Annotated in this window: 20 protein-coding genes; 12 read left to right on the top strand and 8 right to left on the bottom strand. The window is 74.3% G+C overall.

Going from position 1 to position 22858, the window contains the following annotated elements:
- Positions 1–55: 55 nt before the first annotated feature.
- Positions 56–967: a DNA-3-methyladenine glycosylase family protein gene (locus ACWDBE_RS36920; protein WP_449792942.1), complete on the top strand. Its 912-nt coding sequence runs from the start codon at positions 56–58 to the stop codon at positions 965–967.
- A gap of 27 nt (positions 968–994) precedes the next feature.
- Here the strand turns inward: ACWDBE_RS36920 and ACWDBE_RS36915 are convergent, their stop codons facing one another.
- The 3 genes from ACWDBE_RS36915 to ACWDBE_RS36905 are packed head-to-tail and all read right to left on the bottom strand — an operon-like array spanning position 995 to position 3926.
- The gene (locus tag ACWDBE_RS36915; protein WP_449810156.1) at positions 995–2287 is read right to left on the bottom strand and encodes a coenzyme F420-0:L-glutamate ligase; all 1293 of its coding nucleotides are present in this window, start codon (positions 2285–2287) and stop codon (positions 995–997) included.
- Complete coding sequence (gene cofD / locus ACWDBE_RS36910; protein ID WP_449810155.1) at positions 2284–3243, bottom strand: 2-phospho-L-lactate transferase; 960 nt, start codon at positions 3241–3243, stop codon at positions 2284–2286. The genes ACWDBE_RS36915 and cofD overlap by 4 nt, the downstream gene beginning before the upstream one ends.
- Before the next feature lie 41 nt (positions 3244–3284).
- Complete coding sequence (locus tag ACWDBE_RS36905) at positions 3285–3926, bottom strand: cysteine dioxygenase (RefSeq protein WP_449810154.1); 642 nt, start codon at positions 3924–3926, stop codon at positions 3285–3287.
- A gap of 624 nt (positions 3927–4550) precedes the next feature.
- Between ACWDBE_RS36905 and ACWDBE_RS36900 the strand changes: the two genes are divergently transcribed.
- The 3 genes from ACWDBE_RS36900 (at position 4551) to ACWDBE_RS36890 (ending at position 10629) form a co-directional block, all read left to right on the top strand.
- Positions 4551–4823 carry a WhiB family transcriptional regulator gene (locus tag ACWDBE_RS36900; protein ID WP_030062195.1) on the top strand — a complete coding sequence of 91 codons (273 nt, stop codon included), beginning with the start codon at positions 4551–4553 and terminating at the stop codon, positions 4821–4823.
- 226 nt (positions 4824–5049) lie between these two features.
- Entirely contained in the window at positions 5050–8892 is a 3843-nt protein-coding gene (locus tag ACWDBE_RS36895) for a glycosyltransferase (protein ID WP_449810153.1), read from the top strand.
- 21 nt (positions 8893–8913) lie between these two features.
- Entirely contained in the window at positions 8914–10629 is a 1716-nt protein-coding gene (locus tag ACWDBE_RS36890) for a DUF5719 family protein (protein WP_449810152.1), read from the top strand.
- A gap of 60 nt (positions 10630–10689) precedes the next feature.
- Here ACWDBE_RS36890 and ACWDBE_RS36885 read toward each other — a convergent pair whose 3' ends face one another.
- Complete coding sequence (locus ACWDBE_RS36885; protein WP_392884459.1) at positions 10690–11142, bottom strand: metallopeptidase family protein; 453 nt, start codon at positions 11140–11142, stop codon at positions 10690–10692.
- 163 nt (positions 11143–11305) lie between these two features.
- Here ACWDBE_RS36885 and ACWDBE_RS36880 point away from each other — a divergent pair, with 163 nt between their 5' ends.
- The 6 genes from ACWDBE_RS36880 to ahcY all read left to right on the top strand — a co-directional run bounded on the left by ACWDBE_RS36880 (position 11306) and on the right by ahcY (position 17668).
- Positions 11306–11671 carry a DUF3499 domain-containing protein gene (locus ACWDBE_RS36880; protein WP_449792947.1) on the top strand — a complete coding sequence of 122 codons (366 nt, stop codon included), beginning with the start codon at positions 11306–11308 and terminating at the stop codon, positions 11669–11671.
- A gap of 129 nt (positions 11672–11800) precedes the next feature.
- Positions 11801–13186 carry a phosphomannomutase/phosphoglucomutase gene (locus tag ACWDBE_RS36875; RefSeq protein WP_449792948.1) on the top strand — a complete coding sequence of 462 codons (1386 nt, stop codon included), beginning with the start codon at positions 11801–11803 and terminating at the stop codon, positions 13184–13186.
- Positions 13187–13309: 123 nt separating this feature from the next.
- On the top strand, positions 13310–13492 hold the full coding sequence (locus ACWDBE_RS36870) for a Trm112 family protein (protein ID WP_224284587.1): 183 nt from the start codon (positions 13310–13312) through the stop codon (positions 13490–13492).
- An 81-nt stretch (positions 13493–13573) separates the two neighbouring features.
- On the top strand, positions 13574–14824 hold the full coding sequence (locus ACWDBE_RS36865) for an SIS domain-containing protein (RefSeq protein WP_449810151.1): 1251 nt from the start codon (positions 13574–13576) through the stop codon (positions 14822–14824).
- 79 nt (positions 14825–14903) lie between these two features.
- Complete coding sequence (locus ACWDBE_RS36860; RefSeq protein WP_449792950.1) at positions 14904–15881, top strand: cation diffusion facilitator family transporter; 978 nt, start codon at positions 14904–14906, stop codon at positions 15879–15881.
- 338 nt (positions 15882–16219) lie between these two features.
- Positions 16220–17668 (top strand): adenosylhomocysteinase, encoded by a 1449-nt coding sequence (ahcY, locus tag ACWDBE_RS36855; RefSeq protein WP_392884466.1) that lies wholly within the window; start codon positions 16220–16222, stop codon positions 17666–17668.
- Positions 17669–17738: 70 nt separating this feature from the next.
- On the opposite strand, the gene ACWDBE_RS36850 is transcribed toward ahcY, so the two are convergent.
- Together ACWDBE_RS36850 and ACWDBE_RS36845 are read right to left on the bottom strand one after the other, a co-directional pair.
- A complete protein-coding gene (locus ACWDBE_RS36850) occupies positions 17739–18764 on the bottom strand; it encodes a hypothetical protein (protein WP_449792951.1) in 1026 nt (341 codons plus the stop codon).
- Complete coding sequence (locus tag ACWDBE_RS36845; protein ID WP_449810150.1) at positions 18761–19273, bottom strand: SigE family RNA polymerase sigma factor; 513 nt, start codon at positions 19271–19273, stop codon at positions 18761–18763. The genes ACWDBE_RS36850 and ACWDBE_RS36845 overlap by 4 nt, the downstream gene beginning before the upstream one ends.
- 117 nt (positions 19274–19390) lie before the next feature.
- Between ACWDBE_RS36845 and ACWDBE_RS36840 the strand changes: the two genes are divergently transcribed.
- A complete protein-coding gene (locus ACWDBE_RS36840) occupies positions 19391–20029 on the top strand; it encodes a hypothetical protein (RefSeq protein ID WP_392924524.1) in 639 nt (212 codons plus the stop codon).
- Positions 20030–20103: 74 nt separating this feature from the next.
- Here the strand turns inward: ACWDBE_RS36840 and ACWDBE_RS36835 are convergent, their stop codons facing one another.
- On the bottom strand, positions 20104–21108 hold the full coding sequence (locus tag ACWDBE_RS36835; protein ID WP_449810149.1) for an RDD family protein: 1005 nt from the start codon (positions 21106–21108) through the stop codon (positions 20104–20106).
- 320 nt (positions 21109–21428) lie between these two features.
- Here ACWDBE_RS36835 and ACWDBE_RS36830 point away from each other — a divergent pair, with 320 nt between their 5' ends.
- Positions 21429–22433 carry a stage II sporulation protein M gene (locus ACWDBE_RS36830; protein WP_449810148.1) on the top strand — a complete coding sequence of 335 codons (1005 nt, stop codon included), beginning with the start codon at positions 21429–21431 and terminating at the stop codon, positions 22431–22433.
- 168 nt (positions 22434–22601) lie between these two features.
- Here ACWDBE_RS36830 and ACWDBE_RS36825 read toward each other — a convergent pair.
- On the bottom strand, positions 22602–22858 hold a 257-nt coding region (locus tag ACWDBE_RS36825; RefSeq protein ID WP_449810147.1), incomplete at its 5' end, for a hypothetical protein.

The following is a 22858-nucleotide window of genomic DNA, read 5'->3' as shown; positions in this document are numbered from 1 at the left end:
CGCGCGTATCGTTCATATCCGGGGGCTACACCAGGAGGCGACACAGGAGGCGACGGTGGAGGCAGTACGGCGCTGGCGCCCGGGCTTCCCGCTGGACGTCGCCCGCACCCTGCTCCCGCTGCGCCGAGGCCCCGCCGACCCGGCGTACCGCAGCACCGGCGACGGCGCCGTCTGGCGCGCCTCCCGCACCCCGGCCGGTGTCGGCACCCTGCGGGTGCTGCCGCGTCCGGCCGCCGGCGAGGTCGAGGCGAGCGCGTGGGGTCCGGGCGCGGACTGGCTCCTCGACCGCCTCCCCGCCCTGCTCGGCGCGGAGGACGCCCCGGAGTCGCTGGTCCTGCCGCCCGGTCCGCTGCGGGACGCCCAGCGCCGTACCGCCGGGGTCCGGCTGACCAGGACGGGGCTGGTGCTGGAGTCGCTGATACCGGCGATCCTGGAGCAGAAGGTCACCACCGACGAGGCCTACCGCGCCTGGCGCACCCTGCTGCGGGACTTCGGCACCCCGGCGCCGGGCCCGGCCGAGGGCATGTGGGTGGCGCCGTCGGCCCGCGAGTGGGCGCTGGTGCCGAGCTGGGAGTGGCACCGGGCGGGCGTGGACCCGAAGCGCTCCGCGACGGTCATCCGCGCGGTCCGGCTGGCGCCGCGGCTGGAGGAGTCCTCGGCGATGGGCCACGAGGAGGCCTTCGCCCGTCTCACCGCCGTCCCCGGCATCGGGGTCTGGACGGCCGCCGAGACGCTGCAGCGCAGCAACGGCGACCCGGACGCGGTCTCGGTCGGGGACTTCCACCTGCCCAACCTGGTCGGCTGGGCCCTGGCCGGCCGCCCCCGCAGCGACGACGCCCAGATGCTCGCCCTGCTGGAGCCCTACCGCCCCCAGCGCCACCGGCTCTGCCGCCTCCTGCTGGCCGCCGGCGCCCGGGCCCCCCGCTACGGCCCCCGCCTGGCCCCCAACGACCACCGCCGCCGCTGAGCCGGTCCGCTTCCGCCGCGACCGGCCCTACCGCACCTCGATGAAGGCGTCGGCACTGCGCTCCGGGCGGGGCTTCGGGGGTTCGGCGGGGCGGCCGACGGCGATGGCGCCCATCGGGTCCCAGTCGTCCGGGAGGTCCAGGGCCGCTCGTACGGTGTCGCGGCAGAACATCGTGGACGAGACCCAGGCGGAGCCGTAGCCCTCGCCGGTGAGCGCGACGAGCAGGTTCTGCACGGCGGCGCCGGCCGAGACGGTGAACATCTCCCGTTCGGCGGTGGCCCGGCGCCGGTCGGGGTAATCGTGCGAGCCGTCCGTCACCAGGCAGGGCACCACCAGGTACGGGGCGTCGCGCAGGACGTCGCCGCGGGCGGTGCGCCGGGCGATCCGCTCCTCGTCCCAGCCGTCGAGCTCGCGCAGGTCGCGCTGCCAGGCGGCGAGCATCGCGTCGAGCAGCCGCACCCGGGTGTCCGCCGACTCCAGCAGCACGAACCGCCACGGTGTGGTGTGGTGCGGGGCGGGCGCGGTGACGGCGGCGGCGACGGCCCGCCGGACGGCGCCCGGGTCGACCGGCTCCGCCGTGAAGGAGCGGACGGTGCGCCGCAGGGTGACGGCCTGGCGCAGCGCCTCGGAGGTGCCGAGCCGGAACATGTCGTCCGCGGAGGGCCGCACCAGCGGCCGGACGCCCTCGCCGTCCTCGGCGGTGACGAGGTGTCCGAGTCCGCGCACCACCGCCACCGGGACGCCGGTCGTCTTGCCCTTCACCAGGTCGGCGGCGGCGGCGAGTTCGTCGGCCGTCGCGACGACGGTCGACTCCAGCGTGTTGCCGTGGCCGTCGACGCGCCCCCGGTGGTCGTCCAGGACGCCGAGCCCGGCGGCGCCGATCGCGACGTCGGTCAGCCCGTCGCGCCAGGGCCGTCCGAAGGTGTCGGTGAGGAGGACGGCGAGCCGGCGGCCGGTGAGCTGTTGGAGCCGGGCCCGCAGCGCCCTCGCGGAGGCGTCCGGGTCCTCGGGCAGCAGCAGCACGGTGCCGGGGGCGGTGTTGGAGGCGTCGACGCCGGCGGCGGCCATGACGAAGCCGTTGCGGTTCTCCACGATCCGGATCGGCCCGCGCCGGGCGACCAGCCGGACGCTCTCGGCGTCGATCGCGGCCTCCCGGTCGGCGGCGTGCAGCAGCCGGCCCTCGGCCTTGCTGACGATCTTCGAGGTGACCAGCAGGATGTCGCCGTCCTGGTACGTCCCCGCCTTGGCGATGAGCTCGCCCAGGTCCGCCCCGGCCGTGACCTCCGGGATGCCGTCGACTCCGAGGATCTCCAGCGTCACTTGCGCACCTGCTCCGCCAGGGCCAGCGCGGCGCGCGCCATCTCGGCGGTGGCCTCGACGTCGGTCATCAGCAGCGGGACGGCCCGGCAGGCGATCCCGCCGGCCTCGACGGCGGCCACCGAGGCCCGGTCCACGGTGTCCACCAGCCATCCGTCGATCAGGGCGGAGCCGTAGTGGAGTGCGACCGCGTCCGCGGTGGCCTCGACGCCGACCGCCGCGAGCACCTTGTCGGCCATGCCGCGCACCGGCGCCCCGCCGACGATCGGGGAGAGCCCGACCACCGGGGCGGGCGCGGCGGCGACGGCCTCCCGGATGCCGGGGACGGCGAGGATGGTGCCGATCGAGACCACCGGGTTGGAGGGCGGGAAGAGGATGACGTCCGCCTCGGCGATCGCCTCCAGCACGCCGGGCGCGGGCTTGGCGGTGTCCGCGCCGACCGCGACGATCGCCTCGGCGTCCACCGCGGCGTGCAGCTTGACCCAGTACTCCTGGAAGTGGATCGCCCGGGTGCCCTGCTCGTCGGTGATCCGCACGTGGGTCTCGACCCGGTCGTCGCTCATCGGCAGCAGCCGCACGCCCGGCTTCCAGCGCACGCACAGCGCCTCGGTGACCTGGCTGAGGCTGTACCCGGCGGTGAGCATCTGGCTGCGCACGAGGTGGGTGGCGAAGTCCCGGTCGCCGAGCCCGAACCACTCGGGGCCGACGCCGTACTCCTTCATCTCGGCCTTGATGGACCAGGTCTCGTCCGTCCGGCCCCAGCCCTGCTCCTCGTTGATGCCGCCGCCGAGGGTGTACATCACGGTGTCGAGGTCGGGGCAGACCTTGAGGCCGTAGAGGTGGATGTCGTCGCCGGTGTTGCCGATGACGGTGATCTCGTCCTGCGGTCCGACTGCCGCGCGGAGCCCGCGCAGGAAGCGCGCTCCGCCGATTCCGCCTGCCAGTGCCACGATGCGCATGGGGCTCATCCTGCCACGGTCGGACTTCCCTCCAGCCGGGTTCAGTGCGATCCGGCCTGCGCCTGCCGCTCCGGGTGCTGCTCGGGGACGGCGGTTGCGCCGTACTGGTTCATCTCGGTCAGGCCCGGGGCGTAGAGGTGGATGGAGACGGCGGGTTCGAGCGCGCCGTTGACGACCTCGTGCAGGTATCCGGAGGAGAACACCCGCTGCCCGCCCGGTCGCAGCTCCCGGGTCTTCTCGCCGGTCGGGGTGAGGGAGCGTTCGACCAGCTCGCCCCGGACGACGCTCATCACGCCGGAGGACTCGCCGTGGTCGTGGAAGCCGCTGGACTGGCCGGGCAGCCAGCTGAGCAGCCAGACCTCGTAGCCGGGGCCGGTCTCCAGCCGGGCGTACCAGCGGGTCAGCGCGTCGTAGCGGACCAGCGGCTCCCAGCGGGCGCGGTCGGCGGCGATCTCGCGCACCAGCCGGGCGTACTCGGCGACGCTGGCGGGGTGGGCCGGCAGGTCGGTGCGGGCCAGGTGCGGGAAGGCGAGCGGGTCGCCCGCGATGGAGACGTCGCTGAGGCCGTCGGCCCACTGGCGGGTCCGGGCGTCGGCGGGGGTGCCGGTGCGGACGGTGGCGGGGCTGCGGCGGGCGAGCTTGTTGCGGTCGCGGTTCCGCTTGCGGATGCGGATCATGCGCACGGGAGTCGTCCTCGGAGGGGTCGGCTGGCGTGTCGGTATCAGCCGGATCCGGGATGTCCTGGGACGGGAATCGCGGGCGGCCTCTGTGCTTCCTGGGGGCGGCGCGCGGTGGGACGCGGGCGCCTAGATACAGCAGGAACAGAGGCGACAACAGGAGTTCACGGCACGGCGGAGGGTGGAACCGCTCCGGGGGCTGGCGAACTCTGACATAGCAGCAAGGACACCGCATTCGCAGGGCCGGTGTCAAACGCAATGATGCGGCATTCGAGTGGGTTAGGTCCGGATCTTTCCCTGATGGGGTGATTCATCACTCTCTATGTTTCGATGGGAAGATCGCCGGGAAGGCAGGCCGATGACCGGCCTTGTGGCGGTGATCGTGCGTCACCCGGCGAGTGGTTGCGGATGGTTCGGCACCGTTCAGGACTTTGAGGCGAAAGGTCCGATGTGTCCGGATATGTACACTATTCGTAACGGCTTGGTGCCAGGGAGTGAATCCCGGCCCCAATACCAGAGCTCGGCTTGACTGGGCCAGAGTGACGCAACTGTAATTTCACTCGTGTCGTCAGCCGCAGGAGGCAACGGCAACCACGGGGACGCCAAGTAGGGGCAGAGGAGGCGCGCCATATGAGCGAGCTCTTTGAGCTGTTGATCGGGGACGGCATCGCGGAGGACGAGGAGGAACTCGGTTGGCAGGAGCGTGCGTTGTGCGCGCAGACCGACCCCGAGTCCTTCTTCCCCGAGAAGGGCGGCTCGACTCGCGAGGCGAAGAAGGTCTGCCTCGCCTGCGAGGTCCGCTCGGAGTGCCTGGAGTACGCCCTCGCCAATGACGAGCGCTTCGGCATCTGGGGCGGCCTCTCCGAGCGCGAGCGCCGGCGGCTCAAGAAGAGCGCGGTCTGACCGGACGGCCCCGGGCCCCCGCTGACCCTTCGACAACGACGGACAACCGCACAGCTGTACGGGCGCCTCACCGCGGTGGTGGGGCGCTTTCGCGTTCCCGGGGCCCCTTTCACCGTCCCCGCACGCACACCCCGGACGAAGCGGTCATCAGGAGCCGTTAGTGTGGTGCGCCATCCGGTTGCCGTTCACCGGCTGTGTCCACCGAGAACTGGGGCCCGCGCACTCGATGACCGTCTACAGCCACCAGAGCGGCTTCACCGCTTCCCGGCCGCCCGCCTACCCGCGCCACCTGGTCACCGCCGTGGTCGTCTCGCACGACGGCGCCCGCTGGCTCCCGCAGGCCCTGGCCGGCCTGCTCGGTCAGGACCGCCAGGTCCAGCGGATCCTCGCGGTCGACACCGGATCCACCGACAACTCTCCGCAACTGCTCGCGGACACCCTCGCCGACTGGCTGCCCGAGAGCGGCCCGCTGGTCCTCGGCCGCCGGGCCGGCTTCGGCACCGCCGTCGCCGAGGCCGTGGCCGGCAGCGCGCCCCTGCGCCCGGAGGACCTGCCGTACCGGCTCGACCCCTCCGGCTACGACCCGGTCACCGGCGGCTGGGACGACTTCGGCGACCCGCTCGCCCAGGAGGACGACCTCGGCCGCGGCGGCCCGCGCGAGACCCGGCCGGTCGAGTGGCTCTGGCTGCTGCACGACGACTGCGAGCCGCAGACCGACGCGCTGCGCCGACTGCTCCAGGTCGCCGACTCCACCCCCAGCGCCGCCGTGGTCGGCCCCAAGCTGCGCAGCTGGTACGACCGCCGCCAGCTCCTGGAGGTCGGCGTCACCATCGCCCGCTCCGGCCGCCGCTGGACCGGCCTCGACCGCCGCGAGCAGGACCAGGGCCAGCACGACCAGGTCCGCCCGGTGCTCGCCGTCTCCAGCGCCGGCATGCTGGTGCGCCGGGACGTCTTCGAGGAGCTCGGCGGCTTCGACCGGGCCCTCCCGCTGATGCGGGACGACACCGACTTCTGCTGGCGGGTCAACGCCGCCGGCCACCGGGTGGTGGTCGCCCCCGACGCCGTGCTGCGGCACGCCGAGGCGGCCGCCCGCGAGCGCCGGGCGATCGACTGCGGCCCCTCCCACCCGCACCGGGTGGACAAGGCCGGCGCCGTCTACACCCTGCTCGCCAACAGCAAGGGCGCGCTCTTCCCCTACGTCCTGCTGCGGCTGGTGCTCGGCACCCTGGTGCGGGCCGTCACCAACCTGCTCGGCAAGGACCCGCGCCAGGCGTTCGACGAACTCGCCGGCCTCGGCCACGAACTCGTCCGCCTCCCACGGCTGTTGGCCGCGCGCAAACGCCGCGCCAAGTCCCGGTCGGCGGACGCCCTGGACGACCGCACGCTCTTCCCGGCCCCCGGCGCCACCACCCGGCTGGCGGTCGAGGGCGTCATCGGCTCGCTCGGGATCGGGGGCGGCGACGACACCGGCGGCCGGCACGGCTCGGCCGAGGCCGGCGGCGACGAGGACGCCGAGGACCTGGTCGTCGAGCAGTTCACGCTGCTCAAGAAGCTCGCCCGGCGCCCGGCGCCGGTGCTGTTCGCGGCCCTGCTGGTGTTCGCCCTGATCGCCTGCCGCGGCCTGCTCGCCGGCGGGGAACTGTTCGGTGGCGCCCTGCTGCCCGCGGCCGACGGGGCCGGCGGCCTCTGGTCGATGTACGCGGACTCCTGGCACCCGGTCGGCACCGGCTCCACCGCCGCCGCACCGCCGTACCTCGGCGTGCTCGCGGTGCTCTCGTGGCTGCTGTTCGACCACGCCGACCTCGCGCTCACCCTGCTCGTGGTGCTCGCCGTCCCGCTGTCCGCGGTCAGCGCCTACCTGGTGTCCCGGCCGCTGCTGGACTCCAAGCTGGTCCGCGCCTGGGCCAGCGCGACCTACGCGCTGCTGCCCGCCGCGACCGGCGCGCTCGCCCAGGGCCGGATCGGCACCGCCGTGCTCGCCGTGCTGCTGCCGCCGCTGGCCCGCGCCGCCGCCATCGCGGCCGGCCTCGGCATCCGGGACGAGAGCGCCGCCAAGGGCGCCCGCCCGGGCTGGCGCCCGGTCTGGATGACCGTCCTGCTGCTCACCCTGGCCACCGCGTTCGTCCCGATAACGTGGGCGCTCGCGGTGCCGCTCTGCCTGGCGATGCTGGTCGTCGCGGTGGTGCGCGGCGGCGCCTTCGGCTCCGGCGGCACGGCGCTGCGGCTGCTCGGCCTGCGCGTCCTGGTGATCCTGGCGGTGCCGGTCGCGGTGCTGGCCCCGTGGTCGCTCAAGGTGCTGTCGCACCCGCAGTGGCTGCTGCTGGAGGCCGGGCTGCCCGGCCTGCACGGCACCGGCGCGAGCGCGGCCGGCCTGCTGCTGGTCAACCCGGGCGGCGCCGGAGTGCCGCCGATCTGGCTCTCGGCGGGTGTCGTGCTGGCCGCGCTGGCCGCGCTGCTGCGCGCCGACCGCCGCCGCGCGGTGCTCGTGGCCTGGGGCGCGGCCGGCGCCGGTCTGGTCTTCGCGGTCGCGGTGGCGGGCACCTCGGTCACCCCGGCCTCCGGTGGCCCGGCGGTGCCCGCCTGGGCCGGACCGGCCACCCTGATCGCCGGGATCGCCCTGCTGGCCGCCGCCGCGATCGGCGCCGACGGCGCCAACGCCCGCGTCGCCGGGATCGCCTTCGGCTGGCGCCAGCCGGTGGCCGCCCTGGTGGTGGCCGCGGCCGTCCTGGCCCCGCTCGGCACCGGCCTGTGGTGGGCGCTGACCGGCGCCGGCGGTCCGCTGCACCGCGGCCAGGCAGACCAGGTCCCCGCCTTCATCGCCGAGGAGGCTGGCACCACCGACCGGGCCCGCACCCTCGTCGTCACCGGTGACAGCAACGGCGGCGCGGTCCGCTACACCGTGCTGCGCGGCGCCGGTCTGACGCTCGGCCAGGCCGAGTCCACCGTCGACCCGGCGACCGGCACCCAGGACGGTCTGAACCGGATGGTCGGCAGCCTGCTGGCCGGCTCCGGTGCCGACCAGGCGAGCGCCCTGGCCGGCTACGGCATCGCCTACGTGCTGGTCCAGCAGCCGGTGATCGACGTCTACAAGGACGTCCTGGACACCACCCCCGGCCTGGTCAAGGCCAACCAGGACGGCGCCGCCGCGCTCTGGCAGGTCAACGGCGCCCCCGCGGTCCGCGCGGTGATCACGGCCCCGGGCGCCACCCCGGTGGTCGTCCCGTCCGGCGCCCGTGACCTGTCCACCACCGTCCCGGCCGGCCCGGACGGCCGGGTGCTGCGGCTCGCCGAGTCCGCCGCCCCGGAGTGGAAGGCCACCGTGGACGGCACCGCGCTGGAGCCCACCACGGTCGACGGCTGGGCGCAGGGCTTCAAGCTCCCGGCCGCCGGCGGCAAGCTGACCGTCACCCGGGAGGGCGGCGCCGCCCACACCGGCTGGATCTGGGCCCAGGTGCTGCTCGGCCTCACCATCCTGGTGCTGGCCCTGCCCGGCCGCCGCAGCCACAAGGACGACGACCTGCCCGAGGAGGTGGTCGCCGCCGCCGCGCTGGCCGCCGCCCAGACGCAGGCCCCCGCGCCCGGCAGCCGCCGGGCCCGCCGGATGGCCGAGCGCGGCGAGGCCGGCGAGGGCGCCGAGGGCGGCGCCGAGGAGTCCGGGGTGTACGACAGGCCGGGCGCGATCCCGGCCCAGCCGACCGCCGAGCCGCTGACCGGAGCCGTCCAGGCGGCCGCCGCCGTCCAGGACACCGAGCAGTACAGCGACCCGTACCAGGCGTACCAGCAGGCCGACCCGTACAGCTACGACCAGTACGCGGCCCAGCAGCCGGCCGCCGCACCGTACGGCGGACAGACGTACGACGGCTACCAGCAACAGCAGCAGGGCTACGAGCAGCCGTACCAGCCCGAGCAGCAGCCGTACGGCTACGACGCCCACGGGTACCAGGGGCACCAGCCGCAGCCGGACGGGCAGTCCTGGGGGCCCGGCCGGCAGCAGCCCGAGCCCTACTACGACCCGAACGACCCCAACGGCCCCGGCCGGTACCCGCACCAGCACGGATCGGGGAGCTGACCCGCGATGAAGAAGCCCGCGATGAAGAAGCCAGCGTTCAGGAAGAAGTCCGGCGCCGGCGCCGACGCGGCCGCCGAGCCGGCCGGGCCCGCCTTCGCGGCGGAGCCGTCCGGGCCGGCCCCGGCGGCCCGCCCCGGCCGCAGCCGGTTCGCCGCCGGGGCCGGCGGCGCGGCCAGGACCACCCCGTCGCTGCTCGCCGCGGCCGTGGTGCTGGCGGCGGTGTTCGGGATCGCCGAGGTGCGCCCGCCGGCCGCTCCGGCCAAGGCGGCCGCCGGCGTGGCGCCGACCACCGCACAGGTGGAGCGGACGTCCGCGGTCTGCCCGCAGCCGCTCCAGGGCCTGACCGGCTCGACCACGCTCACCGCCTACACCCCGCCCGGGACGGGCGCCGCCACCGGCGGGGCCGGCTGGCTCTCCGACGCGGCCGCGCCCGCCGCCCAGCCGACCGCCGCTCCGGCGGCGCCCGCCACCCCGGCGCCGACCGGCTCGGGCACCCCCGCCGCCCCTGTCCAGGACAGGAACGCGGCGCCCGCCGACGCCCGGCTGACCGTCCCCAAGCCCGGCACCCCGGCCACCGGCCCGGCCGCCAACGGCGACGCCGCGCCCGGCACCGGGGCCGTCGCCACCGGCGTCCTCGCCCCCGGCTTCACCGTCACCCAGACCACGGTGGTCACCGAGCCGCGCGGCCTCGGCCTGTCCGGCCTCACCTGCACCCCGGCCGGGACCGGCTTCTGGTTCGCCGGGGCGAGCACCGCCGCCGACCGGGTCGACTACGTCAGCCTGGTCAACACCGAGTCCTCCGCCGCGGTGGTGGACATCAAGCTGTACGGCGACAAGGGCTTGATCGACAACGACGCCGCCAACGGGATAACCGTCCCGCCCGGCAGTTCCCAGGCCATCCTGCTGTCGACCATCAGCAAGGGCGCGGTCGCCGACCTCGCGGTGCACGTGGTGGCGCGCTCCGGGCGGGTCGGGGCCGCGCTGCACGCCGCCGACAGCGGTAAGGGCGCCGACTGGGTCCCGGCCTCGGCCGACCCGGCCCCCGTCCAGGTGCTGCCCGGCCTGCCCGCCGACACCGCCTCGGCCCGCCTGGTGGTCTGGGCGCCGCCCGAGGACGACGCCGACCTGAAGATCCAGCTGTCCGGCAAGAACGGCTGGTTCAGCCCGGCCGGCAACGAGTCGATCCACGTCAAGGCGGGCATGGTGGCCGCCGTCGACCTCGGCAAGGTCACCCGGGACGAGGTCGCCGGGCTGCGGCTGTCGCCCAGCGACGACAAGCACCGCACCCCGATCGTGGCCGGACTGCGGGTCGACCGGGCGGCGGCCAACGGCAAGACCGACGCGGCCTGGCTGACCGGCAGCAACCCGGTCGGTGCCCGCGCCACCGTCGCCGACAACCGGGCCGGCGCCTCCACGCTCTACCTGACCTCCAGCGGCGACGCCGCCACCGTCCGGGTCACCGCCTCGGCCGGCAGCGGCGGCGGCACCCCGGCCACCAAGGAGGTCCAGGTCCCGGCCGGCGGCACGGTCGCCCTCCCGGCACCCGAGCCCGCCGGGCTGAACGGGACCTTCGCGCTCACCGTGGAGACCGTCTCCGGCGGCCCCGTGGTGGCCGCCCGGATGCTGTCCCTGCCGGCCAAGGACGTGCCGATGTTCACCGTCCAGGCGCTGCACGACGACCGCAGCACCGTCAAGGTCCCGCAGGCCGGCCAGGACCCGGGCGTCGTCCTGCGCTGAGCCGTCCCGCTCGGGGCGGACGACGGGGGCGGCACCACCGGGTGCCGCCCCCGTCGGGGTTCAGTCCTCGTCGTAGCGCGGGTCGATGGCGTCCGGCGACAGCCCCAGCAGCTCGGCGACCTGCTCGATCAGGATCTCGTGCACCAGCGCCGCGCGGTCCTCCCGGGTCTTCGCCCGGATCTCCACCGGCCGCCGGTACACCACGATCTGGCTCTTGCGCCCCTGCCCGCCCGGCGACACCCGCCCGAGCGGCACGCCGTCCTCGGGGTCGGCGCCGTCCGGCTCGTGCAGCGGCACCTCCTGCACGGCGAACTCCACCTCGATCAGCTGCGGCCAACGCCGCTCGAGGCGCTCCACCGACTCGCGCACGTAGTCGTCGAACAGTTCGGAGCGGGTGAGCGAGATCGGCACCTGGGGCGGCGCCAGTGGGCCGCGCAGGCCCCGCCCGTGCCGGTCGCGGTGCCGGGGGCGGCGCGCCGGGCCTGTCGATGACTGCGGTGCGGAGCTGTCCATATCACTGCCGAGGGTAGTCCTTGGACGGTCGGAAGTGGACCACTCCGACGGGGAATCACACGGGGCGCCGGATCCGCGCCCCGGCGCTCGGAGGGCGACACGGCACCCCCTCCGGGCAGCCGGTCTTCGCTCCCCGGCGGGGAGTGCGGTACCGTCCACCCTCGTGAGCTCTGTACGTCGTTGTTCGCGGACCGCGTGCGGCCGGCCGGCCGTCGCGACGCTGACGTACGTCTACGCGGACTCCACCGCCGTCCTCGGCCCGCTCGCCACCTACGCCGAGCCGCACTGCTACGACCTGTGCGCCGAGCACGCCGAGCGCCTCACCGCCCCGCGCGGCTGGGAGGTCGTCCGGCTCGCCGCGGAGGCCGGGCCGCTGCGCCGCAGCAGCGACGACCTGGAGGCGCTGGCCAACGCCGTGCGGGAGGCCGCCCGCCCGCAGACCCACCGTCAGGGCCGGGCCCCCGAGGGCGAGTCCACCGAGGGCGGCCGCCGCGGCCACCTCCGGGTCCTGCGCTCGCCCGACAACTGAGGCCTCACCCGGCACGGGGCGTTCGTCCGGCCCGGGTACGCTGCCCGTCTACCGTCACCGCGCCCGTCGACCGGACGCGCGGTGGCCCAGACGTATCGTGATCAGTCCTAAGACCAGGGTGGAGCCGCAGTGCGCGACCTCAAGCAGCTCGTGAAGGCGTACGACGTCCGGGGCGTCGTCCCGGACCAGTGGGACGAGAGCCTGTCCCGGGCCTTCGGTGCCGCGTTCGTGCAGGTCACCGGCGCGTCCGCGATCGTGGTCGGGCACGACATGCGGCCCTCCTCCCCGTCGCTGAGCCTGGCCTTCGCCGAGGGCGCGGCGGCCTACGGCGCCGACGTGGTGCAGATCGGGCTGTGCTCCACCGACCAGCTGTACTACGCCAGCGGCAAGCTCGACCTGCCCGGCGCGATGTTCACCGCCAGCCACAACCCGGCCCAGTACAACGGCATCAAGCTGTGCCGGGCCGGCGCCGCCCCGGTCGGCCAGGACACCGGCCTGGCCGAGATCCGCGAGCTGGTCGAGTCCTGGACCGCCGAGGACGACACCGTCACCGTCCCGGCCAAGGACGTGAAGCCGGGCGCGCTGTCCGCCCAGGACACCCTGCGCGGCTACGCCGACCACCTGCTGGGCCTGGTCGACCTCACCGCGATCCGCCCGCTCAAGGTCGCGGTGGACGCCGGCAACGGCATGGGCGGCCACACCGTGCCGACCGTCTTCGACGGCCTGCCGATCGAGCTCGTCCCGATGTACTTCGAGCTGGACGGCACCTTCCCGAACCACGAGGCCAACCCGCTCGACCCGAAGAACCTGGTCGACCTCCAGGCCAAGGTCCGCGAGGTCGGCGCCGACGTGGGCCTGGCCTTCGACGGCGACGCCGACCGCTGCTTCGTCGTGGACGAGCGCGGCGAGCCGGTCTCCCCGTCGGCGATCACCGCCCTGGTGGCCGTCCGCGAGGTCGCCCGCGCCAAGGCCGCCGGCGAGGCCGAGCCGACGGTCATCCACAACCTGATCACCTCCTGGACCGTCCCCGAGGTGGTCCGCGAGCTCGGCGCCAAGCCGGTGCGCACCCGGGTCGGCCACTCCTTCATCAAGCAGGAGATGGCCGAGACCGACGCCGTCTTCGGCGGCGAGCACTCCGCCCACTACTACTTCCGCGACTTCTGGCGCGCCGACACCGGCATGCTCGCCGCGCTGCACGTGCTGGCCGCGCTCGGCGGGCAGCCGGGCACGCTGTCCGCGCTCACCGCCGAGTACGACCGCTACGCCGCCTCCGGCGAGATCAACAGCACCGTGGCCGACCAGGCCGCCAGCACCGCCGCCGTCCGCGCCGCGTACGCCGGCGGCGAGGGCACCACGGTGGACGAGCTGGACGGCCTGACCGTGGCCGGCCCGGACTGGTGGTTCAACCTGCGCGCCTCCAACACCGAGCCGCTGCTGCGCCTGAACGTCGAGGCCAAGGACCCGGCGAAGATGGCCGAGCTGCGCGACGGTGTGCTCGCCGTCGTCCGCGGCTGAGCCCCCAGGCCCGGGGGCCACGGTCCGAGCCCCGCGCCTGACCACGGGCCCCGGTGCCCCGGCCGGTAGGGTTTCCTATCGGCCGGGGCACCTCCGTGCCACCCCCGAACTTTGGAGAGCCCCATGAAGCTCGAATCCTTCCTGCTGGAGATCCTGGTCTGCCCGCAGTGCCGGGCCGCGCTCGCCGAGGGCGGCACCGAGGAGCAGCCCGAGCTGGTCTGCACCGGTGCGGACTGCGGCCTCGCGTACCCGGTCCGCGAGGGCATTCCGGTCCTCCTGGTGGACGAGGCCCGCCGCCCGGCGTGATCCTGGGGGCGAAGCCCCACCCCGACCGCCCGGCGCGCAGCGGAGCGCGCGCCCAGAGGACCGCAGCCGGAGGTTCGCCGCATGCTCGACGACACCCTGCTCGACGACCCGGCCGCGCTGCAGCGCGCCGACCACGACCGCGCCCTGCTGGCCCTGGCCGGCGCCGGCGCGCGGGTCCGCACCGCGCTGCGGCAGGCCGAGGCGGCCGGCCTCGACCGGCTGCGTCCGGACGGCCGTCCGCGCGCCGTCCTGGTCGCCGGGCACGGCAGCGCGCTGACCGCCGCCGAGATGCTGTCCGCGCTGGCCGGCACGGGTTCCCTGGTCACCGCGCTGCCGCCGACCGAGGCGGCCGCCCCGCGCGCCGATCGGGCCGGCACCCGGCCCGCCTTCACCGCCGGACTCGGCTGGCAGCTGCCCGGCTGGGCCGGCCCGCTGGACCTGCTGGTGATCAGCTCCGCCGACGGCGGCGAGCAGGGCCTGGTCAGCCTCGCCGAGCAGGCGTACGCGCGCGGCTGCGCGATCGTCGTCACCGCCCCGGCCGGCAGCGCGCTGGCCGAGGCCGCGCTGCAGGTGCGCGCGCTGCCGCTGCCGTTCACGGCCTCGGTGCTGTCCGAGGACCTCGCGCCCGTGGCCGCCGCCGAGCCGGACCTGCCGGCCGAGGACCCGGCGGCGCTCTGGTCCCACCTCACCCCGATGCTGGCGCTGGCCCAGAAGATCGGCCTCACCCAGCTCCCGTACGACGCGCTGCCGGCCGTCGCCGACCTGCTGGACGCCGCCGCGGTGCGCTGCCGCCCGGACGCCGCCGCGTACACCAACCCGGCGAAGGGCCTGGCCGCCCGGCTGGCCGGGACGGTCCCGCTGCTGTGGGCCGAGGGCCCGATCGCCGGGGCCGCCGCCGCCCGGTTCGCCGCCCAGCTGGCCGACCGGGCCGGGCGCCCGGCGCTGGCCGGGCCGCTGCCGCAGGTGCTCACCGCCCACCGCGGCATGTTCACCGGGCAGTTGGGAGCGGGCGCCGACCCGGACGACTTCTTCCGCGACCGGGTCGAGGAGCCGGACCCGCTGTACCTGCAGGTCCTGCTGCTGCGGCACGTCCCGGGCGCGGCCGGACCAGTGACGGAGGAGGGGCGGGACGGCCCGGTCGAGGTGCCGGAGGAGGACGCCGGGCCGCGCAGCTTCGGCGTCACCCGGGCGCACCGGCTGGCCGCCGCCCACGACGTCCGGCTGACCGAGTACGCGAGCGCCCGGCCGGACGCGCTGCACGCGCTGGCCGACCTGGTCGCGCTGACCGACTTCGCCGCCGTCTACCTGGGGCTCGCGGCCGCGCAGTCCTGAGGCGGTCGGCCGGACGGGACTTCCAGGCCGGTACGGTAAGCGCTCGACGACGCTGACCGACCCGTGAGGAAGAAGAGGCATGAGTACCGAAGGCGGCACCAAGGCACTGATCGCGGCACTGTCCGCGAACCTGGCGATCGCGGCGGCCAAGTTCACCGCCTTCGGCTTCACCGGTTCCTCCTCGATGCTCGCCGAGGGCGTGCACTCCGTGGCCGACTCCGGCAACCAGGTGCTGCTGCTGATCGGCGGCAAGCGGGCGCGCCGGGAGGCCGACGAGGAGCACCCCTTCGGGTACGGCCGCGAGCGCTACGTGTACGGCTTCCTGGTGGCCATCGTGCTGTTCAGCGTCGGTGGCCTGTTCGCGATCTACGAGGGCTGGCACAAGATCAGCCACCCGGAGACGCTGGACGCCTGGGGCTGGGCGATCGGCGTGCTGGTCTTCGCGATCGGCATGGAGGGCTGGTCCTTCCTGACGGCGATGCGGGAGTCGGAGAAGGCCAAGGGCAAGCAGAGCTGGACCCAGTTCATCCGCACCGCCAAGGCGCCGGAGCTGCCGGTGGTGCTGCTGGAGGACACCGGCGCGCTGATCGGCCTGGTGCTGGCGCTGTTCGGCGTCGGGCTCACCGTGATCACCGGTGACGGCGTCTGGGACGGCATCGGCACCCTGTGCATCGGCCTCCTGCTGGTGGTGATCGCCGTGGTGCTCGCCCTGGAGACCAAGTCGCTGCTGCTCGGCGAGTCGGCGAACAAGGAGTCGGTGCGCCGGATCCGGGAGGCGCTGGTGGACGGCGAGACCGTCACCGGAGTGATCCACATGCGCACCCTGCACCTCGGCCCCGAGGAGCTGCTGGTCGCCGCCAAGATCGCCGTCAACGCCGAGGACAGCGCCGCCCGGGTCGCGGAGGCGATCGACGCGGCCGAGGAGCGGGTGCGCGCGGTCGTCCCGATCGCCCGGGCGATCTACCTGGAGCCCGACGTCTACAGCGCCGAGAAGGCCGCGGCGGGCGACGACCCGGCCGCCACGCCCGGTGGCCCGGGCCCCGGCGGCGAGCACTGAGCCGTCCCCGGCCACGGCCGGGGACTCTCGCGGGCCCGGCTCGGGCCCGGTCGGACCGCAGGCCGAAATCGGTCATCGGCGGACGGCCGACGGGGCCGTCGGTGTAGATTCGTCACCAGAGCCAGAACGTCGCTGCTGATGGCGGTCGATCGGCGGTCCGCACCCGTAGGGCGTGCGCCGGTCGAGGGAGAGAGGTCCTCCGACGGTTTGTGCTGCGCAACGGGAGGCCGGTCCGGCGCGGATCCGGTGGTCCCGGCGTGGCCGTGCACCCGTACGGCCTGACGCGCGCGAAGCACGCCCGGAGCTTTGGCCCCACCCCATCAGCGAGGAGCAGACGCATGTCGACCGACATCACCGGTGACTTCAAGGTCGCCGACCTTTCCCTGGCGCCGTTCGGCCGCAAGGAGATTCAGCTGGCCGAGCACGAGATGCCCGGCCTGATGGCGATCCGCGCCGAGTACGCCGAGTCGCAGCCGCTGGCCGGCGCCCGCATCACCGGCTCGCTGCACATGACCGTGCAGACCGCCGTCCTGATCGAGACCCTGACGGCGCTCGGTGCCGAGGTCCGCTGGTGCTCCTGCAACATCTTCTCCACCCAGGACCACGCGGCCGCGGCCATCGCCGTCGGCCCGGAGGGCACCCCGGAGAACCCGCAGGGCGTGCCGGTCTTCGCCTGGAAGGGCGAGACCCTGGACGAGTACTGGTGGTGCACCGAGCAGGCCCTGACCTGGCCTGACGGCAAGACCCCGAACATGATCCTGGACGACGGCGGCGACGCCACCCTGCTGATCCACAAGGGCGTCGAGTTCGAGAAGGCCGGTGCCGCTCCGGACCCGTCCACCGCGGACAACGACGAGTTCCGGATCATCCTGGAGCTGCTCAACCGCACCCTCAAGGACACCCCGAACAAGTGGACCGAGGTCGCCTCCACGATCAAGGGCGTGACCGAGGAGACCACCACCGGTGTCCACCGCCTGTACGAGATGCACCGTGACGGCAAGCTGCTGTTCCCGGCCATCAACGTCAACGACGCCGTCACCAAGTCGAAGTTCGACAACAAGTACGGCTGCCGCCACTCGCTGATCGACGGCATCAACCGCGCCACCGACGTCCTGATCGGCGGCAAGGTCGCGGTCGTCTGCGGCTACGGCGACGTCGGCAAGGGCTGCGCCGAGTCGCTGCGCGGCCAGGGCGCCCGCGTGATCATCACCGAGATCGACCCGATCTGCGCGCTCCAGGCCGCGATGGACGGCTACCAGGTCACCACCCTGGAGGACGTCGTCTCGATCGCCGACATCTTCATCACCACCACGGGCAACAAGGACATCATCCTCGCCTCGCACATGGAGCAGATGAAGCACCAGGCGATCGTCGGCAACATCGGCCACTTCGACAACGAGATCGACATCGCGGGCCTGGCGAAGCTGCCCGGCATCGTGAAGACCGAGGTCAAGCCGCAGGTCCACGAGTGGCGCTTCGCCGACGGCCACACCATCATCATGCTGTCCGAGGGCCGCCTGCTGAACCTGGGCAACGCGACCGGCCACCCGTCCTTCGTGATGTCCAACTCCTTCGCCAACCAGACGATCGCCCAGATCGAGCTGTTCACGAAGACCGAGCAGTACCCGATCGGCGTCTACGTGCTGCCGAAGCACCTGGACGAGAAGGTCGCCCGCCTGCACCTCGACGCGCTGGGCGTGAAGCTGACCACCCTGACCCAGGAGCAGGCCGACTACATCGGCGTTCCGGTCGAGGGCCCGTACAAGGCCGAGCAGTACCGCTACTGACCGGTTGACGGTCCGACGGCCGGCGCCTCCTCTCCGGGGGCGCCGGCCGCCGGCGTGTGTGCGGGGTGCGTCAGCGGGCCCAGGACGCCTCGTCCGCGCCGAGCACGTCGAACCGTTCGAGCAGGCCGGCGAGCCCGCCGGCCGCCTGGACCGAGGGAGCCTGCGCCGCGGTGCCGTTGGCGCAGAGCCGGACGCCCTTCGCGACCCGGCACACCGGGGTGCCGCCGTCCGGCCGGCCGTCCACGAACGTCCCGAAGCCCTCCGGCTGGACCGTGACGCTCAGCCACTTGCCGTCGACGGTGTACGACAGGATGGCGCTCCACTTGGGCTCGGAGTCCTTGGTGGGCCGGTGGACCTCGGCGGTCCGCAGCCTGAGGTCGGCGGGCACGCCGGTCGGCCGCACCGGGAACGGGACGTCCGAGCCGCCGAACCGGACGTCGGCCGCGACCCGTAGCAGGTCGTCCTGGACCTTCGACCCCAGCCACACCGTGGCGCGCAGTTCGGCCCAGCGGCCGGAGTCGGTCAGCCAGCGCAGGCCGACCGTGGTTCCCGACGCGTCGGTGACCAGCCAGTGGGCCTCCCGGCCGGCGACCGGGGGCGCGGTGGCGGTGTGCGTACCGGGGGCGGGGGACTCCTCGGTGCCGCGCAGCAGCTGGAGCTTCAGGTCGGGGACCGCGTTGAGGACGGCGACCGTGGTGGCCGCGGTCGCGACGGACCGGCCGTCGCTGTTCGCGTAGCCGACGGCCGGGTGCGCCAGCCACTGCGGCAGCCAGCCGAAGCGGACCTCCGTGCTCAGCGGACCGGTGGCGGCCGCCGGGGTCGGCGCGGCGGTCGGGGAGGGCGTGATCGAGGCCGGTGCGGTGGGCGCGGGGACGGCCGGCGCGGGCGGGCCCCCGGCCGGGCGCAGCAGCAGCACCCCGGCCAGGACGGCGGCGGTCGACCCGGCCACCACGCCGATCAGGGCCTGCCGTCGGCGGCGCAGCCGGACCCGCCCGCGGGCGATCACGGCCGAGGCGTCGAGTGCGGGGGGCGGCGCCGGGGCCTCGGCGAGGGCGCTCAGCCGGGCGGTCAGATCACGCTGCTCGTGCGTCCTCATGGCGTCCTCTCGGTGGTGGTGGGACGAGGGGTGAGGGTCGTCCGGAGGGTGGCGAGAGCGCGTGAGGTCTGGCTCTTCACATTGCCCGAGGAGCAGCTCATCGCCTCGGCGGTCTGATCGACCGTGAGATCGCAGTAGTACCGGAGCACCACGGTGGCCCGCTGCCTGGGCGGCAGCGCGGCCAGCGCCTCGCGCAGGTCCAGGTTGGCGTCGAGGTCGGCGGCCACCGACGCGACGTCCACCGGCGTCGCGGTCCGCGAGATCCGCCGCCACCAGGAGGTGCGCTGCTCGGCGAGGAAGGTGTTGACCAGCACCCTGCGGGCGTAGCCGTCGAGGTTCTCCACCCGGCCGGCCCGTGACCAGTTCACGTACAGCTTGGTCGCGCACTCCTGCACCAGGTCGTCGGCCCGGTGCCAGTCCCCGCACAGCAGATAGGCGACCTTGCGCAGCCAGCCGCTCCTGGAGGCCACGTAATCCGTGAACTCCACGTCGCGCGTCTGCTTCGCCATCCGCACCCCCTCTCGTCGTGGTGGCGACGCGCCGCCGCGCCGTCCGCCGCTCTAATGCGGGCACCGGCCGGAAGGTTGCACGCGGAGCGCGCACGCGGCGCACGTAGGCTTTCCGGCATGCCCAACGGCCGGTACTCGCTCCATGACCCTCATGACCACGTCCTGCTCGGGGAGGAGCGCTTCAGCTGCGCCCCCGGGGCGGCCGGCTGGCGGTACGTCTCCAAGACCTACGCGCCGGACGGCCGGGTGCTCGGCAGCACCGACCTCACGCTGGACTCGCGGGCCCGGCCGCTGCGGATGGAACTGCGGGCCGGCGGCTGGCAGGTGCGCGGCGGGGCGGTGGACGGGGTGGCCTGGGTCCGTACCGACGCGGCCGACCCCGGTGGCGAGCACGCGGTGGAGGGCCACGACCGGGCGCACGCCTTCACCGGCCGCTCGCCGGGCTTCCTCGTCGCCACCGCCCGGCTGCTGCGGCTGCGGGAGGGGGCGAGCGCGCGGGTGCGGCTGGTGGCCTTCACCGAGCCGGTGCTGGCGCCGCGCACCCTCGACCAGGGGTGGCTGCTGGAGGGCGTCGACACCCACGAGACGGATTCGGGGCCGCTGCTGGTCGAGCGGTACCAGGTGGCGGACCTGGAGACGGGCGAGCAGCAGGTCGTGCACCTGGCGGGGGACGTGGTGCTGGCGGCGGAGGGGATCGAGCTGGAGGAGCTGGAGTCGCCGCCGAACGCCTGGCGGGTGGGGGCGGAGGAGGAGTAGCGGGCCCGTACGGCCGTGGTGGCCGGGCTTCGGGCGAGCCGGCTTCAGACGGGCGGGGCTCGGGCGGGCCGGGTTCAGGCGGGCGGGGCGAAGCCGGTGTCGGTGGGCTTGTCGAGGGACGGTGCGGTCGGTGCGGCGGGCGGGGCCGGCGCGGGCGGGGCCGCGGGTACGGCCGGGGGCATGGGAGCGGGCTGCTGCTGCGGCGGAAGACCGAGGACCCGGGTGGGCCGACCGGCCGGGGCCATCGGAGCCGGCGCGGGAGCCGGGGCCTGGGCGGGGACCGGCTGAGCGGGTACCGGCCCGGCCGCCCACTGCTGCTCCCGGGCCCGCGTCCACTCGCGCCGCTGGCGCTCGGTGAGCACCGCGCCCAGGTACGCCGCCGGGTGCAGCCCCGGTGCGACCGGGTGGCCGATCTTGGCGGACAGGTCCCCGGCCAGCCGGGTGGACATCTGGTTCATCACCGCGGGGTCCAACTGGCCGACCCGGCCGAGCAGTTGGCGGATGGCAAGCCAGAGCGGCTCCGGCACGGCGGACAGGTCCATCGCGACCAGCTCGTGGCCCATCGCCTGCAGCAGCTGCGGGTGCACGGGCGGCAGCGGGGCGGCGGAACCGCCCGCACCCGGGGTGCGCTCGCGGACGACCACCGTCCCGGCGAAGATGTCGCCGAGCCGCTTGCCGTCCGAGTGCACCGCCGAGGTGATCACGGCCGGGGCGCCGGTCAGCACGATCATCTCGAAGAAGCCGACCAGCCCGCGCACCAGCGAGTGCCGGAACCGCACCGGCCCGCCGTCGGTGCGCACCACCCGCAGACCGAGCGCGGCCTTGCCGAGCGAGCGGCCGCGGGTGAGGGTCTCGATCATCACCGGCACGGCCACCAGGAAGAACACCGTCAGGCCGATCATCGTGGCGGCCAGCGCGGCGTTGTCGAGGCCGATCAGGGCGACGCTCAGCACCAGCGTGAACACCAGCAGGGCGGCGAACTCCACCAACAGGTCGATCACGATCGCCAGGGCCCTGCTCGGAAGCTTCGCCGTCTGGAGGCCGAGAACGACCGCCTCACCCGTCACCAGGTCGCTCAAGACACCTGTCCGTTCACGTTCTTGGAGCCCGTACGGCTCGCCCATGGAGATCCACCCCTGGGACAGCGGCTGCACCCGGGGGAGGCAGTCACCCCGGACCGGCTCCCCCTGACCCGCTCTCCGCAGTCTGATCCGCAGCCGCCAACATACGGGGCCCGGCGGGCGCACGGGAAGTGAGATCCCGACGGCCCGGGCGGCAGTCCCTGCTGGCATGCTGGGCCGCACGCGTCCGCCCGGACCCGCCGGCCCGGACCGCCAGCCTGGACCCACCCGCCCGCCCGCGCACGTCCGCGCCCGCCGCCGATCATGGAGCCGCCGAAATGGACCTGGACGTCTTCGTCGCCACCCACCAGGGGGAGTGGGCCCGGCTGGACGCCCTCGCCCGGCGGCGCCGGCTCAGCGGCGAGGAGGCCGACGAACTGGTCACGCTCTACCAGCGCGCCACCGGCCACCTGGCCAAGGTCCAGGCCGCCGCGCCCGATCCGGCCCTGGTGAGCCGATTGACCGGCCTGGTCTCCCGCGCCCGCAGCGCGGTGACCGGAGCCCGGACCAACGGCTGGCAGGACGTCGCCCGCTACTACACGGTGAGCTTCCCGGCCGCCTTGTACCGCGCGCGCCGCTGGTGGGTGCCGGTGGCGATCGTCTCGATGGTCGCCGCCGTCCTGCTCGCGTGGTGGGTGGCCACCCACCCGGAGGTCCGCAACAGCCTGGTCGCACCCGAGCACCTCCAGGAGCTGACCCGCCCCGGCGGCCAGTACGAGACGTACTACTCGGACCGGCCGGCCAGTTCCTTCGCGGCGCAGGTCTGGACGAACAACGCCTGGATCGCCGTGCAGTGCCTGCTGTTCGGGATCGCGCTGGGCATTCCGGTGCTCTACGTGATGTGGACCAACGCGGTGAACCTCGGCGTCGGCGTCGGGCTGATGGCCTCGGCCGGTCGCCTCGACGTCTTCCTCGGCCTGCTCATCCCGCACGGCCTGCTGGAACTGACCGCGGTCTTCGTGGCCGGCGGCCTCGGCCTGCGCCTCGGCTGGACCGTCATCGACCCCGGCCCGCGGACCCGCTCGGTGGCGCTGGCGGAACAGGGCCGCGCGATCATCGGCATGTCGATCGGCCTGGCGACGGTGCTGGCGGTCTCCGGCGTCCTCGAAGCCTTCGTGACCCCGTCCGGCCTGCCGACCTGGGCCCGCATCTCCATCGGCGTGCTCGCCGAGGCGGCCTTCCTCGTCTACGCCCTGGTGCTGGGCCGAAAGGCCGCCGCGGCCGGCGAGTCCGGTGATCTGGACGCGGCCGATCGGGCGGACCTCCAGCCCGTCGCGGCCTGAGCCCGATGTGATCAACAGGCTCCTGACCTGCTACTCTTCCTCTCACCCCGGCCAAACCATTGACGTGGTGCGGGTGGGCTAGTAGGTTTGAACGGTTGGGACTGACTGGACAACAGTCGGGCCCGGGCGTTAGTGTCTACGACACCGCCGAATCGAGGCGAGCGCGTTTCACGAAATGCGCGCCCTCCGACGAAGCAAATCCCACGGACTGAGCACTCCGAAAGCCTTGATAGGCTTCGGGACGAAGTTCGCAGGAAATCCCGCCAGCGGGAATCGGATGAATGAAGCCCCGGTAAACGGAGCGGAAAACATCTGGTAAGCTGGAAACACGAAAGAACGAAGCCCGGAGGGCCCGCTGGAAGGCGGTCCGAAGGAAGCGTCCGTTCCTTGAGAACTCAACAGCGTGCCAAAAGTCAACGCCAGAT

Source organism: Kitasatospora sp. NPDC001132, from assembly GCF_053598415.1.
This window is presented reverse-complemented; position numbering and strand designations above follow the sequence as displayed.